General features: G+C 70.0%; 10 protein-coding genes. 8 read left to right on the forward strand and 2 right to left on the reverse strand.

The features are described 5' to 3' along the window. Nucleotides 1–92: 92 nt before the first annotated feature. Both E6R60_RS01495 and E6R60_RS01500 read left to right on the forward strand, forming a co-directional pair. Nucleotides 93–1,208, forward strand: coding sequence for an aldose epimerase family protein (locus E6R60_RS01495; RefSeq protein ID WP_136324499.1), 1,116 nt, complete (start codon nucleotides 93–95; stop codon nucleotides 1,206–1,208). A gap of 175 nt (nucleotides 1,209–1,383) precedes the next feature. Continuing rightward, a complete protein-coding gene (locus E6R60_RS01500) occupies nucleotides 1,384–2,388 on the forward strand; it encodes an alcohol dehydrogenase catalytic domain-containing protein (RefSeq protein WP_136324500.1) in 1,005 nt (334 codons plus the stop codon). Nucleotides 2,389–2,434: 46 nt separating this feature from the next. Here the strand turns inward: E6R60_RS01500 and E6R60_RS01505 are convergent, their stop codons facing one another. Beyond that, nucleotides 2,435–3,484 carry a LacI family DNA-binding transcriptional regulator gene (locus tag E6R60_RS01505; RefSeq protein ID WP_136324501.1) on the reverse strand — a complete coding sequence of 350 codons (1,050 nt, stop codon included), beginning with the start codon at nucleotides 3,482–3,484 and terminating at the stop codon, nucleotides 2,435–2,437. Between the two features lie 323 nt (nucleotides 3,485–3,807). On the opposite strand from E6R60_RS01505, the gene araD reads away from it, so the two are divergent. The 6 genes from araD (at nucleotide 3,808) to E6R60_RS01535 (ending at nucleotide 12,873) form a co-directional block, all read left to right on the forward strand. Further along, on the forward strand, nucleotides 3,808–4,548 hold the full coding sequence (araD, locus tag E6R60_RS01510) for an L-ribulose-5-phosphate 4-epimerase AraD (RefSeq protein ID WP_276613934.1): 741 nt from the start codon (nucleotides 3,808–3,810) through the stop codon (nucleotides 4,546–4,548). A 68-nt stretch (nucleotides 4,549–4,616) separates the two neighbouring features. Further along, entirely contained in the window at nucleotides 4,617–7,103 is a 2,487-nt protein-coding gene (locus E6R60_RS01515) for an alpha-L-arabinofuranosidase C-terminal domain-containing protein (protein ID WP_136324503.1), read from the forward strand. 438 nt (nucleotides 7,104–7,541) lie between these two features. Next, nucleotides 7,542–8,651, forward strand: a complete 1,110-nt coding sequence (gene chvE, locus E6R60_RS01520) for a multiple monosaccharide ABC transporter substrate-binding protein (protein ID WP_136324504.1) — start codon at nucleotides 7,542–7,544, stop codon at nucleotides 8,649–8,651. A 32-nt stretch (nucleotides 8,652–8,683) separates the two neighbouring features. Further along, entirely contained in the window at nucleotides 8,684–10,234 is a 1,551-nt protein-coding gene (mmsA, locus tag E6R60_RS01525; RefSeq protein WP_136324505.1) for a multiple monosaccharide ABC transporter ATP-binding protein, read from the forward strand. Next, complete coding sequence (gene mmsB / locus E6R60_RS01530; RefSeq protein WP_136324506.1) at nucleotides 10,231–11,475, forward strand: multiple monosaccharide ABC transporter permease; 1,245 nt, start codon at nucleotides 10,231–10,233, stop codon at nucleotides 11,473–11,475. The genes mmsA and mmsB overlap by 4 nt, the downstream gene beginning before the upstream one ends. A gap of 171 nt (nucleotides 11,476–11,646) precedes the next feature. Further along, a complete protein-coding gene (locus E6R60_RS01535; RefSeq protein ID WP_136324507.1) occupies nucleotides 11,647–12,873 on the forward strand; it encodes a metallophosphoesterase in 1,227 nt (408 codons plus the stop codon). Nucleotides 12,874–13,053: 180 nt separating this feature from the next. On the opposite strand, the gene E6R60_RS01540 is transcribed toward E6R60_RS01535, so the two are convergent. Next, entirely contained in the window at nucleotides 13,054–13,887 is an 834-nt protein-coding gene (locus E6R60_RS01540) for a PIG-L family deacetylase (RefSeq protein ID WP_136324508.1), read from the reverse strand. Nucleotides 13,888–14,197: the final 310 nt, after the last annotated feature.

The raw sequence follows: 14,197 nt of genomic DNA on the forward strand, positions 1-14,197 counted from the left end.
ACGACCGGCATCCGGCACGGACACCGGACGCGTCCGGGCCCCCTCCGCCCGGAGCGGTTTCCGGGCGGCGCTACAGCCAAGGAACACAGAACATGGGACACACACAGAATCCGGCCGCTGATCCGGCCGGGCCCGGGCCCGCCCCGCACCCCTCGACCAGCCCCCCGGTGTGTCTGCCGGACACGGGGACGGGGGAGCGTTGGGTGTTCGGCTTCGCCGGCCAGGCGCGCGCGGAGGTGCACACCCTCGGCGCCCGCCTGCACTCCCTGCTCGTGCCCGACCGGCGGGGCCACTTCGCCGACGTCGTCCTCGGAGCGCGGGACGCGGCCCAGGTCCGGGGACCGGCGGCCTACTTCGGCGCGACGGTGGGCCGCTACGCGAACCGGATCGCCGGCGGCCGGATCGCGGTGGACGGCGCGGTGCACCAGCTGCGCACCCAGCCGGGCGGGCACACCCTCCACGGCGGGCCCGACGGGTTCGACCAGCGGCTCTGGAGGTGCGAACCGTTCCATTCCGCCGACCGCACCGGTGTCCACCTCCATCTCCGCAGTCCCGACGGCGACCAGGGCTTCCCCGGGGCGCTGAACGTGCGCGTCACCTACACGCTCGACCGCGACGGCGATCTCACTCTGGCGTACCACGCCGTGTCCGACGCTCCCACCGTCGTCAACCTCACCAACCACGCGTACTGGAACCTGGAGGGGGAGGGGCGCGGCAATGTGCTCGCCCATCAGCTCCAGGTCGACGCATCGCAGTACACGCCGGTCGACGCCGAACTCATCCCGCGGGGCGAACACCGGTCCGTCGGCGATTCCCCGTTCGATCTGCGCACGCCGCGGCGACTGTCGGACGTCCTGACCCACCCGGACCCCCAACTCGCCGTAGCCGGGGGAGGGTTCGACCACAACTGGGTGCTGGACGGCGGCCGGACCGCGCTGCCGCGACGAGCGGCCGTTCTCTACGCCCCCGATTCGGGCCGGCGCCTCGAAGTGCACACCACCGAGCCGGGCATCCAGGTCTACACGGGGAACGGCTTCTCCGGCGAGGTCACCGGCAAGAGCGGGCGTGCCTACGGCGCCTACGCCGGAGTGGCCCTGGAGACGCAGCACTTCCCCGACTCCCCGAACCGCGCGGACTTTCCCTCCGTCCGCCTGCGTCCGGGCGCGGCGTACCGATCCACCACCATCCTGAGGTTCAGCACCGACTGAGCCCTCGTTCTCCCCGAAGCCGACCGGTCCCGCTGTCGCGGGGCCGGCCCTTCGGCATGGCCGGGGAGCGGGGGCCGTGGGGAGTCCGCAAGATGAAGACCAAGAGGCCCCGCAACGACCACGCCGACCGGGGCCCGGCGGCCGGGGGTTCCCGCGAACGGGGCGGGGGCCGCCGATGAGCACCGCGGTGCTGGTCACCCGGCCGGGAGTGCACGGCCTCGTCGTGCTGCGGCCCGTGGGCCCGGGCCCTGAGGAGGCGCTGATCCGCGTCCACAGCAACGGCCTCTGCGGCAGTGACGTGGACGTCCTGAGCGGCGGACGGCCGGACGGTCACGTGCGGTACCCGCTCACGCCGGGCCACGAGTGGTCGGGCGTCGTGGAGCGGGTCGGCGCGGGGGTGGACGACGGGCTCGTGGGCCGGAAGGTGGTCGGCGAGGGCGTCCCGGGGTGCGACGTCTGCGAGCGGTGCCGTGAGGGCGACAGGACCCTCTGCCTCTCGGGGTACGAGGAGACCGGCTTCACCCGGCCGGGAGGCATGGCCCAGACGGTGGTGGTTCCGGCGCGGTCCCTGTACGTGCTCCCGGACGGGACCGACCTGGCGGCTGCCGCCCTGCTGGAGCCCGCGGCCTGCGCGATGGCCGCCGTGCTCGCGGCCCGGGCGCGCCCCGGGGAGAGCGTGGCCGTGCTCGGGGACGGGGTTCCCGGCCTGCTGGTCGCCCAGCTCCTGGCCGCATCGGGCGCGCGCGGCGTGGTGGTGGGGTCGGGCGGCGGTGGCCGTGAGGAGCTGGCCCTGGCGCAGGGAGCGGCCGGCTATGTCGCCCCCGGCGAGGCGCTGCCCGGCCGGTGCGACGTCGTCATCCACACCGCCGGCGCCCCTGGTTCCACCGCCCGCCCGGTCGGCCTGCTCGGCAGCGGAGGCCGGCTGGTCTGCACGAACGCCGCGCTGGACCCGCTGGACCCCCTGGAGGTCGTGAAGCGGCAACTGACCGTCCGGTCCGTGTGCGGAGCGCCCTCGAGGGCGTGGGCGCTCGCCGTGGGCGCCTTCGTGTCCGGCCGGCTCACGCCCGGCCGCCTGATCACGCACTCCTTCGGTCTGGAGGAATACGGCCGGGCGGTCGCGCTGGTGGAGTCGGGGCAACCGGCCGTGGGCAAGGTGCTGTTGCGGCCGGCGCGTGACTGAGAGCCGGTCGGCGGGAGTGAGGCCGGGAAGGCGGAGCCCCGGCTCCTCAGGCCGGGCGCCGGCGCGCCGTGCTCGCGCGGACGATGAGTTCGGGGGCGACCGTCAGCTGCCGCGGCTCGTCGGCGCGGCCCTCGATGTGGTCCAGGAGCAGCGCGATGCTGGTCTGGCCGAGCTTGGTGAAGTCCTGGCGGATCGTGGTGAGGGGCGGGGGGAAGAACTCCGCCTCCGGAATGTCGTCGAAGCCGGCGACCGCCACGTCCTCCGGCGTCCGCACGCCGACCTCGCGAAAGGCCCGCAGCACCCCGAGCGCCATCTGGTCGTTGGCGACGAACACGGCCGTGAGGCCGGGGCCCTGGCCCGAGGACGCCAGGACGCGGCCCGCCAGCTGCTGCCCGGCCTGGTACCCGGACAGCGGGCTCCAGTCGCCCCGCACCGGGGGAGGCACCACGGCCCCCGCCTCGCGGAGAGCACGTTCCCACCCGGCGACGCGGGCCTCGCTCTCCAGCCAGTTCTCGGGTCCGGCCACGTGCCAGACGGTGGAGTGCCCGGCGGCGAGGAGGTGCTCCGTGATCATGCGGGCCCCGAGATTCTGGTCCAGTGAGACCCCGGGGAGGTCGAGCGTGTCACCGCCCTCGACGGTGACGATCGGGCACGGGGCGTCCAGGGCCGCGAGCGCCCTGACCGTGTCGCGTTGCGAGGTGACGACGATGACGCCTTCGACGCCCCAGGTGCCGAGGTGCTGCATCGCTTCGGAGAGCGCCGCCTGGGTGGGCGTCCGCAGGGTGACGGCCGACACCAGGTAGCCGCGGTCCCGTGCCGCCTCCTGGACGCCGGTGAGGGTGCTCGCAGGTCCGTGGAGGGTGGTGTTCGCCGCGATGACGCCGAGGGTGTGGGTGCGCCGGGTGGCGAGAGCGCGCGCGGCCGAGTTGCGCCGGTAGCCGAGCCGCTCGACGACCTCCATCACGGCGGCCCGGGTCGCGGGACTCACATTGGGGTGCTGACTGAGGACGCGCGAGACGGTCTGGTGCGAGACGCCTGCCACGCGCGCCACGTCCGTCATGGTGGGAGCTCTCACGGCATCGGGGACCTGGGACAACCCTTTTCCTTCCTGGAAGCAGCGGTTCCCCCAAGGTACCGCTCCGCCCCGGGCCCGCCGGAGGGCAACCATGAGGTGGGGCTTTTGGGGTAGCTCGGGCGCGGTTGCGCTCACATTTTTCCTGGGCACCCCTGCGTGATCGTCGACAAAAAGCTTGCCAGGGGCTTGAGCGTGAGCCATGTTAGCGCTCACAATTCGAGGAGCGATAGCCGTGTCGCGTGAGTTCCTCGCGTCGGGTCCGGGCCGGTGATTCCCGCCCCGTACCTGAATAGTCCCTCGCATCCATGAGTGGGTGCCTTGTACCGAAAACTGGTGAGAACGTAGTGAGCGATACGAGCCTGAAGCGCCTCCGGCGAGAAGTGCTGGCCGCCAATGTGCGCATCCCGGAGGCCGGTCTGGCCACGCTCACCTGGGGAAACGTGAGCGGTGTGGACCGGGAGGCGGGCGTCTTCGTCATCAAGCCCTCCGGAGTCTCCTACGCCGATCTCACGGAGGACGACCTGGTGGTGGTAGCCCTCGACGACGGGCGCGTGGTCGAGGGGGAACTGCGGCCGTCCACCGACACCGAGACCCACCGCTGCCTCTACCGGGCCTTCCCCTCGGTGGGAGGCGTGACCCACACGCACTCGGCGCACGCCGTCGCCTTCGCCCAGGCCCGTTGCTCCATCCCGGTGCTGGGCACGACGCACGCGGACACCTTCAACGGCGCCATTCCCGTGACGGAGGACCTCACCGCCGAGCAGTGCGCACGGGACTACGAATACAACACGGGCCAGGTGATCGTGGCCATGCTCGAAGGCGACGCGGCGCGTGCCGAGAGCGTGCCCGGAGCGCTCGTCTCCCGGCACGGGCCCTTCACCTGGGGAGCCACCGCGACGGCCTCCCTGGAGAACGCCGTCATCTGCGAGGCGGTCGCCGAGATGGCGCTGCACACCCTGGCCCTCCGGTCGGCTGCCCTCGGGGACGCCTCGGCGCCTCCGCAGCACCTGCTGGACAGGCACTTCACCCGGAAGCACGGTCCGGACGCCTACTACGGCAACGGACCGGTCGCCGGGGCCCACTGACCGGGAAGCAGCCGCACCCCCACTCCCTCCCACCGGCGCTCCATGGCGCCACGACCCTCGGAGCACCCATGTACCGCAGAAGCGGCACCCGCCTGCGACTGGTCCTGACGGCCACCGCGGTCCTGGCGGCCACCGCCGTCGTGCCCACTCCGGCGCTTGCTGAGACACCCGTCACCGACTACGCCGTCACCGTGGACCCCGCCGGCCAGGGTCCCGCCATCGACGACACGATGTACGGGATCTTCCTGGAGGACATCAACCGCGCCGCGGACGGCGGCCTGTACGCCGAACTCGTGCAGAACAGGTCCTTCGAGTACTCCACCACGGACAACCGGTCCTACACGCCGCTGACCTCGTGGGCCGTCGAAGGCTCCGCCGAGGTGGTGAACGACGGCGGCCGGCTGAACGGGAACAACCGCAACTACGCCAGGCTGACGCCCGGTTCGGTCCTCACCAACTCCGGTTACAACACCGGCCTGTCGCTGCGGGCGGGCGAGACGTACGACTTCTCGGTGTGGGCCAGGGCGGACGCCCGTACCGATCTCACCGTCACGCTGAAGGACGCGGCCGGCGCGCTGGCCACGGCCCGGCAGAAGGCCGTGAAGGGAGGGTGGAAGCAGTACCGCGTCAGCTTCACCGCGACCCGCACCACCACCGGCGGCCGGCTCGCCGTCGCCTCGTCCGGTGCGGTCGCGCTGGACATGGTCTCGCTGTTCCCGCGCGACACGTACAAGCACCAGAGCAACGGCCTGCGGAAGGACCTCGCCGAGAAGATCGCCGCCCTGCGCCCCGGCTTCCTGCGCTTCCCCGGCGGCTGCCTGGTCAACACCGGGTCGATGGAGGACTACAGCGAGAAGTCCGGCTATCAGCGCGCCCGCTCCTACCAGTGGAAGGACACCATCGGGCCGGTCGAGCAGCGCCCCACCAACGCCAACTTCTGGGGGTACAACCAGAGTTACGGCCTCGGCTACTACGAGTACTTCCGCTACGCGGAGGACGTCGGCGCGATGCCCCTGCCGGTCGTCCCCGCCCTGGTCACCGGCTGCGGGCAGAACCGGGCCGTCGTCGACGACGCCCTGCTGAAGCGGCACATCCAGGACACCCTGGACCTCATCGAGTTCGCCAACGGCGCCGTGACGTCCCCGTGGGGCAGCAAGCGGGCCGCGATGGGCCACCCCAAGCCGTTCCACCTCACCCACATCGAGGTCGGCAACGAGGAGAACCTGCCCCGGGAGTTCTTCGAGCGCTTCACGCAGTTCCGTACGGCCATCGAGGCCGAGTACCCCGGCGTGACGGTGATCTCCAACTCGGGCCCGGACGCCGCCGGCGCCACCTTCGACACCGCGTGGAAGCTCAACCGGGACGCCGGTGTGGCGATGGTCGACGAGCACTACTACAACAGCCCGCGGTGGTTCCTGGAGAACAACAACCGCTACGACACGTACGACCGTTCAGGTCCCGACGTCTTCCTCGGCGAGTACGCCTCCCGGGGCAACACCTTCGGCAACGGTCTCGCCGAGGCCGCCTTCATGACCGGCCTGGAACGCAACGCGGACGTGGTCAAGCTCGCTTCCTACGCACCCCTCCTCGCCAACGAGGACTACGTGCAGTGGCAGCCGAACATGATCTGGTTCAACAACCACTCCGCCTGGGGATCGGCCAACTACGAGGTCCAGAAGCTGTTCATGAACAACGTCGGTGACCGGGTCGTCCCCTCCCGGGCCACCGCCACCCCCTCCCTCGCCGGCCCGATCTCCGGCGCCGTGGGCCTGTCCACCTGGGCGACGACCGCCGCCTACGACGACGTACGCGTCACCGCGGCGGACGGCACGCCCCTCCTGAACGACGACTTCTCCGGCGAGCCCTCGGCGTGGAAGCACACCGGCGGCGGCAGCTGGACCGTTCAGGACGGTCAGTACACGCAGACCGACATCGCCGCCGAGAACACCACGGTCTCCGCCGGCGACCCCGGCTGGCACGACTACGACCTGCACGTGAAGGCCACCAAGAAGGAGGGCAGGGAAGGGTTCCTGGTCGCCTTCGGCGTCAAGGACACCGGCAACTACTACTGGTGGAACCTCGGGGGCTGGGGCAACACCGCCCACGCCGTCGAACGGGCGGACAACGGGGTGAAGACGACCCTGCTCACCAAGCCCGGCACCATCGAGTCCGGGCGCGCCTACGACATCGACGTCAAGGTCCGCGGCCGCCAGGTGACCCTCTACCTGGACGGCAAGGAATGGGACTCCTTCACCGACGACAAGGTGGCCGAGCCCTTCCGCCAGGTCGTCACCCGGGACCAGAAGACCGGCGACCTGATCGTCAAGGTGGTCAACGCCCAGGCGGCCGAGGCACGCACCCGCGTCGACCTCGGCGGGGCCCGGGTCGCGTCCCGGGCGCGGGTCACCACCCTGGCGGCGGCCCCGGAGGCGGTGAACAGTGAGACCGCCACCCCCGTCACTCCGGTGACGACGACCCTGACCGGGGTCTCGGACACCTTCACGTACACCTTCCCGGCGAACTCCGTCACGTTCCTGAGGATCCGGGAGAGGTGACGGCTAGGGCGTGTTTCGAAAGTAGCGCCGTCCGCCCGGCGGGACTTCAGGAGGGCGTGGAACCGCGCCCGCCTGTCCGTACCGCCGGCGAAGGCACCCGCCTGCCCCCGCTGGGAAACGCTCCCGGCACCCCCGGCACCCGGTACGGAAGACCCGTCACCGGACCGCTCCGCGCGGCGAACGGGACGTGCCGGCGGAGCCGGTGCGCGCGCTGCGTGCACCGCGCCCCGAACGGGTGCGGGGCGGTCGGCCGGGAGAACTGCCGACGCCGCTCAGCCCCTTCGGAATCTCCTCATAACGTTCCGGAAACAGTCTCCCCAAAAGACGACACGCGCGCGCACAATCCAACACACCTGTTTCTCGGTCGTACCGCCCTCAACTTCTTGGGCGTGCCCACAGCACCGGACCGAGCCCTGACCCACCTCAAGGATGATGACCATGCGTAACCGCAGAGCCGCACTCGCCGCCATCGCCTCGGCCGCCTCCCTCGCCCTCGCTCTCACCGCTTGTGGCCAGAGCAGTGAGGGCGGGAGCGAGGAGAAGAAGGGAGGTGCGGACGGTGGCACGATCGGGATCGCGATGCCGACCAAGTCCTCCGAACGCTGGATCTCCGACGGCGCCAACGTCGTGAAGGAACTGAAGGCCAAGGGTTACAAGACCAAGCTGGCCTACGGTGAGGACGACCCGGACCAGCAGGTCTCGCAGATCGAGAACATGATCACGCAGGGCGTGGACGCCCTGATCATCGCCGCGATCGACAACAAGTCCCTCAACAACGTGCTGCAGCAGGCCAAGGACGCCGACATCCCGGTGATCTCCTACGACCGGCTGATCCTCGGCACACCGAACGTCGACTACTACGCCTCGTTCGACAACGAGAAGGTCGGCGAGCTGCAGGGCACGTACATCGCGGACAAGCTCGGCCTGACGGACGGCAAGAAGGGCCCCTTCAGCATCGAGCTGTTCGCCGGCTCCAACGACGACAACAACACGAAGTACTTCTTCCAGGGCGCGATGAACGTCCTCAAGCCCTACATGGACAAGGGCCAACTGGTCGTCAAGTCCAAGCAGACCGCCCTCAACCAGGTCACCACCCTGCGCTGGGACGGCGGCACCGCACAGAAGCGCATGGACGACCTGCTGACGTCCAGCTACCGCAGCTCCCGCGTCGACGCCGTGCTCTCCCCGTACGACGGCATCTCCATCGGCATCCTCTCCGCGCTCAAGTCGGACGGCTACGGCACCGCCGCCAAGCCGATGCCGGTCATCACGGGCCAGGACGCCGAGGCCGCCTCGGTGAAGTCGATCATCGCGGGCGAGCAGACGCAGACCGTCTACAAGGACCTGCGCCAGCTCGCCAAGGTCGCCTCGAACATGGTCGACGCGTCCCTGAACGACAAGAAGCCCGAGATCAACGACGCCAAGTCCTACGACAACGGCTCCAAGGTCGTCCCCGCCTTCCTGCTGCAGCCGGTCAGCGTCGACAAGGCCAACTACGAGAAGGTCCTCATCGGCGGCGGCTACTACACCGAGAACGACCTCAAGTAACCGGGACCCCTCAAGGATTGGAAGGCACAGCCATGGCGGGACCCGTCCTGGAAATGCGCTCGATCGTCAAAACCTTTCCCGGCGTCAAAGCGCTGTCGGACGTCACACTGACCGTCCGTCAGGGCGAGGTCCACGCCATCTGCGGCGAGAACGGCGCCGGCAAGTCGACCCTGATGAAGGTGCTCTCGGGCGTCCATCCGCACGGCAGTTACGAAGGGGAGATCCTCTTCGCGGGCGAGACCTGCCGGTTCAAGGACATCCGGGCGAGCGAACAGCACGGCATCGTGATCATCCACCAGGAGCTCGCGCTGGTGCCGTACCTCTCCATCGCGGAGAACATCTTCCTCGGCAACGAGCACGCCAAGCGCGGGCTGATCAACTGGAACGACACGCTCCGGCACGCCGGCGAACTCCTGCGCCAGGTGGGCCTCGACGAGCACCCGGAGACCCGGGTCGCCGACATCGGCGTGGGCAAGCAGCAACTGGTGGAGATCGCCAAGGCGCTCTCCAAGAAGGTGAAGCTGCTCATCCTCGACGAGCCGACGGCGGCGCTCAACGACGAGGACAGCGGCAAACTCCTCGACCTGATCCTTTCGTTGAAGGACCAGGGCATGACCTCGATCATCATTTCCCACAAACTGAACGAGATCCGCCGGGTCGCCGACTCGGTCACGATCCTCCGCGACGGGCGCTCCATCGAGACGCTCGACGTGAAGGCGGAGGGGACGACCGAGGACCGGATCATCAGCGGGATGGTCGGCCGCGACCTGGAGCACCGCTTCCCGGAGCGGACCGCGCACCCTCGCGAGGAGGGGGCGGCACCCGCTCTGGAGATCCGCAACTGGACCGTGCACCACCCCATCGACCAGCAGCGCAAGGTCGTCGACGACGTCTCGATCGAGGTGCGGCGCGGCGAGATCGTCGGAATCGCCGGGCTCATGGGCGCCGGCCGCACCGAGCTGGCGATGAGCGTCTTCGGCCGCTCCTACGGCCGGTACGCGGGCGGCACCGTCCTCAGGGACGGCACCGAGATCCGTACCAAGTCCGTCCCTGAGGCGGTCGGGCACGGCATCGCCTACGCCACCGAGGACCGCAAGCACTACGGCCTCAATCTCATCGACACCATCAACCGGAACATCTCGCTGACCGCGCTCGGCAAGGTCGCCAAGCGCGGGGTGGTCGACGAGCACGGTGAACGGCAGGTCGCCGAGGGGTTCCGTAAATCCATGAACATCAAGGCGCCGACCGTCTTCGAGCCGGTGGGCAAACTCTCCGGTGGCAACCAGCAGAAGGTCGTCCTCAGCAAGTGGATCTTCGCGGGTCCCGAGGTGCTGATCCTGGACGAGCCCACCCGGGGAATCGATGTGGGCGCCAAGTACGAGATCTACACGGTCATCGACCAACTGGCCGCTGAGGGCAAGGCGGTCGTCTTCATTTCCTCCGAACTGCCGGAGCTGCTCGGCATGTGCGACCGGATCTACACGATGGCCGCGGGGCGGCTGACGGGTGAGTTCTCGCGGGCGGAGGCCTCGCAGGAAGCGCTGATGCGTCAGATGACGAAGGACAAAGAGGTAAAGCGATGAGCACGGACGTGACCGCCAAGACTCCGGCCCCCATGCCGCCCGGCAAGAGCAGGCCGTCCTCCGGCGAAGGCATGCTGCAGCTGATGCTCGGCGGCATGCGCCGCAACATGCGCCAGTACGGCATGCTGATGGCCCTCGGCCTGATCGTGGTGCTGTTCGCGGTGTGGTCCGGCGGTGACCTGCTGCTGCCGCGCAACGTCTCCAACCTGGTGCTCCAGAACAGCTACATCCTGATCCTCGCGATCGGCATGATGCTGGTGATCATCGCCGGCCACATCGACCTCTCGGTCGGCTCGCTGACCGCGTTCATCGGCGCGATGGCCGCCGTGCTGATGGTCGAGCACCATGTGTCCTGGCCCCTCGCGGTGGTGCTGTGCCTGGCCATCGGCGCCGCCGCGGGCGCGGTGCAGGGCTTCTTCATCGCCTATCTCGGCATACCGTCGTTCATCGTGACCCTCGCGGGCATGCTGCTCTTCCGCGGTCTGACGGAGATCTTCCTGAAGGGCCAGACCCTCGGCCCCTTCCCGAAGGACCTGCAGAAGATCGCCAACGGCTTCCTGCCCGAGGTCGGCCCGAACACCAACTACCACAACCTCACCCTCCTGCTGGGCTTCGCTCTGATCGCCTTCGTGGTGCTCCAGGAGCTCCGTGACCGCAAGCGGCAGCAGGAGTTCGCCCTCGACGTCCTGCCGGGCAGGATGTTCGCGCTCAAGCTGATCGCCCTGATCTCGGCCGTCCTCGTCGTCACGCTGCTGCTCGCCAGCTACAAGGGCGCCCCGGTCGTGCTCCTGATCCTCGGCGTGCTGGTCGTCGGGTTCGGCTACCTGATGCGCAACGCGATCATCGGCCGCCACATCTACGCCATCGGCGGCAACCTGCCCGCGGCCAAGCTGTCGGGTGTGAAGGACAAGAAGGTCACCTTCCTGGTCTTCCTGAACATGGGCATGCTGGCGGCCCTGGCGGGCCTGGTCTTCGCCGCCCGCTTCAACGCCGCGTCGCCCAAGGCGGGCCTCAACTTCGAACTGGAGGCCATCGCGGCGTCGTTCATCGGCGGCGCGTCGATGAGCGGCGGCGTCGGCACGGTCCTCGGCGCGATCATCGGTGGTCTCGTCCTCGGTGTGCTGAACAACGGCATGAACCTCGTCGGCATCGGAACCGACTACCAGCAGGTCATCAAGGGCGCGGTACTGCTGGCCGCGGTCGGCTTCGACGTCTGGAACAAGCGCAAGGTCGGCTCGTAGGAGCCGTGCACGCCGGCTCGACGGGCTGAAGCCCGCCCGTCCATCCGTATGGCGCCCTCCCCGCCGGGGAGGGCGCCATACGTCACGCCAGGGGGGAACGCTCCCGCCCGCGCCGTCAGGACGACCGGGTACAGTGCCCGCCGGCAGTCCCGTTACTCCAGGAGGGCAAGCGTGACCGACACCAGCGAGGCCCGGTCCGCGGACGGTGCGGCTCCGGCCGATGGGCAGAGCCGACTGCGCCGCCTGATGCGCTACATCCCGTTGATCGCCCCCGTCCTGCTGTGGGCCGTGCCCTGCTGGGTGCTGCTGTACGCGGGCCAGCACTGGCCGCTCCCCGCGGCGCTGGGCGGCACCGCCCTGTCCGTCCTCGGCCTCGTCGTCATGCCGCTCGCGATGACGCGCGGCCACGGGCGGCGGCAACAGGACCGGGCGGCGATCGTCGGCGACACCCTCCTCGGTGTCGGCTGGGTGCTGTTCACCTGGTCCGTCCTGCTCGGGGTCCTGTTGCGCCTCGCCCTGACCGTGGCCGGCGTCGGCGACGGTCAGGACCGGGCCCGGATCGTCACGTGGGCGGTCCTCGCCGTGTCCGCCGTGCTGCTCGTCCACGGATATGCCGAGGCCCGGCGGGTGCCACGCGTGCGCCGGCTGGAGGTACCCCTGCCCCGGCTGGGAGCGGGACTGGACGGCACCCGCGTCGTGCTCATCACCGACACCCACTACGGCCCGCTCGACCGCGCCCGCTGGTCGGCACGGGTCTGCGCCGAGGTCAACGCCCTGGAGGCCGACCTGGTCTGCCACACCGGTGACATCGCGGACGGCACGGCGGAACGCCGCCGCGCCCAAGCGGCTCCGCTCGGCACCGTGCAGGCCACCCGGGCCCGGGTCTACGTCACCGGAAACCACGAGTACTACAGCGAGGCCCAGGGCTGGGTCGACCTGATGGACGAGCTGGGCTGGAAGCCGCTGCGCAACCGCCATCTGCTGCTCGAACGCGGCGGCGACACCCTGGTGGTCGCCGGCGTGGACGACGTCACCGCCGAGTCCTCGGGCCTCGCCGGCCACCGCGCCCACCTCGCCGGAGCCCTGGAGGGCGCGGACCCCGGCCTGCCCGTCCTGCTCCTGGCCCACCAGCCCAAGTTCGTCGACCGGGCCGCCGCGGACGGTGTGGACCTCCAGCTCTCGGGCCACACCCACGGCGGCCAGATCTGGCCCTTCCACCATCTCGTCCGCCTGGACCAGCCCGCCCTCGCCGGCCTCAGCCGCCACGGCGAACGCACCCTCCTCTACACCAGCCGCGGCACCGGCTTCTGGGGGCCGCCCTTCCGCGTCTTCGCTCCCAGCGAGATCACCCTGCTCGTGCTCCGCTCCCCGCAGGGATCGTCCGCCCAACCCCGCTGAGCTGCTGTTCCGCAGGAGGGAGGGCCCGCGCGCGGGCCCAGCGCGTCAGCCGAGCGAGTGCGTGCGCCGCTCGGTGATGTTCCGGGAGGAGCGTGCCGTCGCGACCGGCCGCCGCGGCCCCGCGCGACGGTCCGGGGCCGGTCCGGGGCCCCGGACCCGGGCCGCGGCCGGTCACTCGGATCAGCGCAGTCCGGCGAAGAGGTCGTTCTCGGGGACGGGGGCGCCGGTGGTGTCCTTGACGCGGAGGAAGGTCTCCATGCCCATCAACTCGCCGAACCTCTCCTTGCCCATCTTGAGGAAGAAGATGTTGTCGCCCTGACTGGCGTGCGCCGCCAGGGCGTCGAACTTCTGGCCGCTGAACGCCTTGGCGTCCACCCACGTGGTGATCTCGTCGTCGGGGAGACCGATCTCGGCCAGCGCGGCGGCCTCGGCAGGGTCCGGCTCGGGCATGTCCTCACTGAATTCGTGCATGGTCTCCCCGAACCGCTGCATCAGCGAGCGCGGCATGGTCGTCCAGTACACCTTCGGCGTCAGCTCGGTCATCTCGAGCGCCGCCATGGTGATGCGGTGGGCCTGGATGTGGTCGGGGTGGCCGTAGAAACCGTTCTCGTCGTACGTGACGACCACATCGGGCCGGTACTGCCGCATGAGTTCCGCGAGCCGGGCGGCGCCTTCCGCCACGGGGGTCTGCCAGAAGGACGCGGGGGCGTCATTGCTCGGCCAGCCCATCATTCCGGAGTCGGCGTAGTCCAGCATCTCCAGGTCGCTGATGTTCAGCGCTTCGCAGCTCGCCTTGAGTTCCTGACGGCGCATCGAGGCGACGGCCGCGGGATCGTGTCCGGGGTCGCCCGGCTTGGCGCCTCCCGGTCCGTCACCGCAGCCGCCGTCGGTACAGGTCACGAGGACGGTGCGGATGCCTTCCGCCGCGTACCGCGCGAGCACGCCTCCCGTTCCCGTGGCCTCGTCGTCGGGGTGGGCGTGCACTGCCATGAGCGTCAAAGGCCGGTCAGTCATGAAAAGTCCTCTGCAGTCAGAAACGTCTTGGTCGGGTGCCGGTGCCGGTTCCCCGGTCGCTACAACCGTGCGGGACGGACCGGCTGTTCCCCGGCGGCCGACCGGTCTTCGGCGGTCGGCGTCCCGAACCGCCCTCCGCCCCGGTCCGGGAGCCTGAAACCGGTCTCAACTGTGCGCGCTAACAGGCCGCTCTCCGGAAGTGCTGCGCGAAGCCTTGACGGGTCTTTTGGGCTGGCCCATAGTCATAGCCATCGCTCACCACCCACCCTCCCACCCATGGAGGGTGACTCCGCATGGGTGATCGACCTCT

The organism is Streptomyces sp. A0642 (genome assembly GCF_004795105.1).
Taxonomy (GTDB): Bacteria; Actinomycetota; Actinomycetes; order Streptomycetales; family Streptomycetaceae; genus Streptomyces.

What these genes read in the sequence shown, in the direction of transcription:
- E6R60_RS01495 (WP_136324499.1), top strand. Translation starts at nt 93, where the DNA reads ATGGGACACACACAGAATCCGGCCGCTGATCCGGCCGGGCCCGGGCCC.
- E6R60_RS01500 (WP_136324500.1), top strand. Translation starts at nt 1,384, where the DNA reads ATGAGCACCGCGGTGCTGGTCACCCGGCCGGGAGTGCACGGCCTCGTC.
- E6R60_RS01515 (WP_136324503.1), top strand. Translation starts at nt 4,617, where the DNA reads ATGTACCGCAGAAGCGGCACCCGCCTGCGACTGGTCCTGACGGCCACC.
- chvE (WP_136324504.1), top strand. Translation starts at nt 7,542, where the DNA reads ATGCGTAACCGCAGAGCCGCACTCGCCGCCATCGCCTCGGCCGCCTCC.
- mmsA (WP_136324505.1), top strand. Translation starts at nt 8,684, where the DNA reads ATGGCGGGACCCGTCCTGGAAATGCGCTCGATCGTCAAAACCTTTCCC.
- mmsB (WP_136324506.1), top strand. Translation starts at nt 10,231, where the DNA reads ATGAGCACGGACGTGACCGCCAAGACTCCGGCCCCCATGCCGCCCGGC.
- E6R60_RS01540 (WP_136324508.1), bottom strand. Translation starts at nt 13,887, where the DNA reads ATGACTGACCGGCCTTTGACGCTCATGGCAGTGCACGCCCACCCCGAC.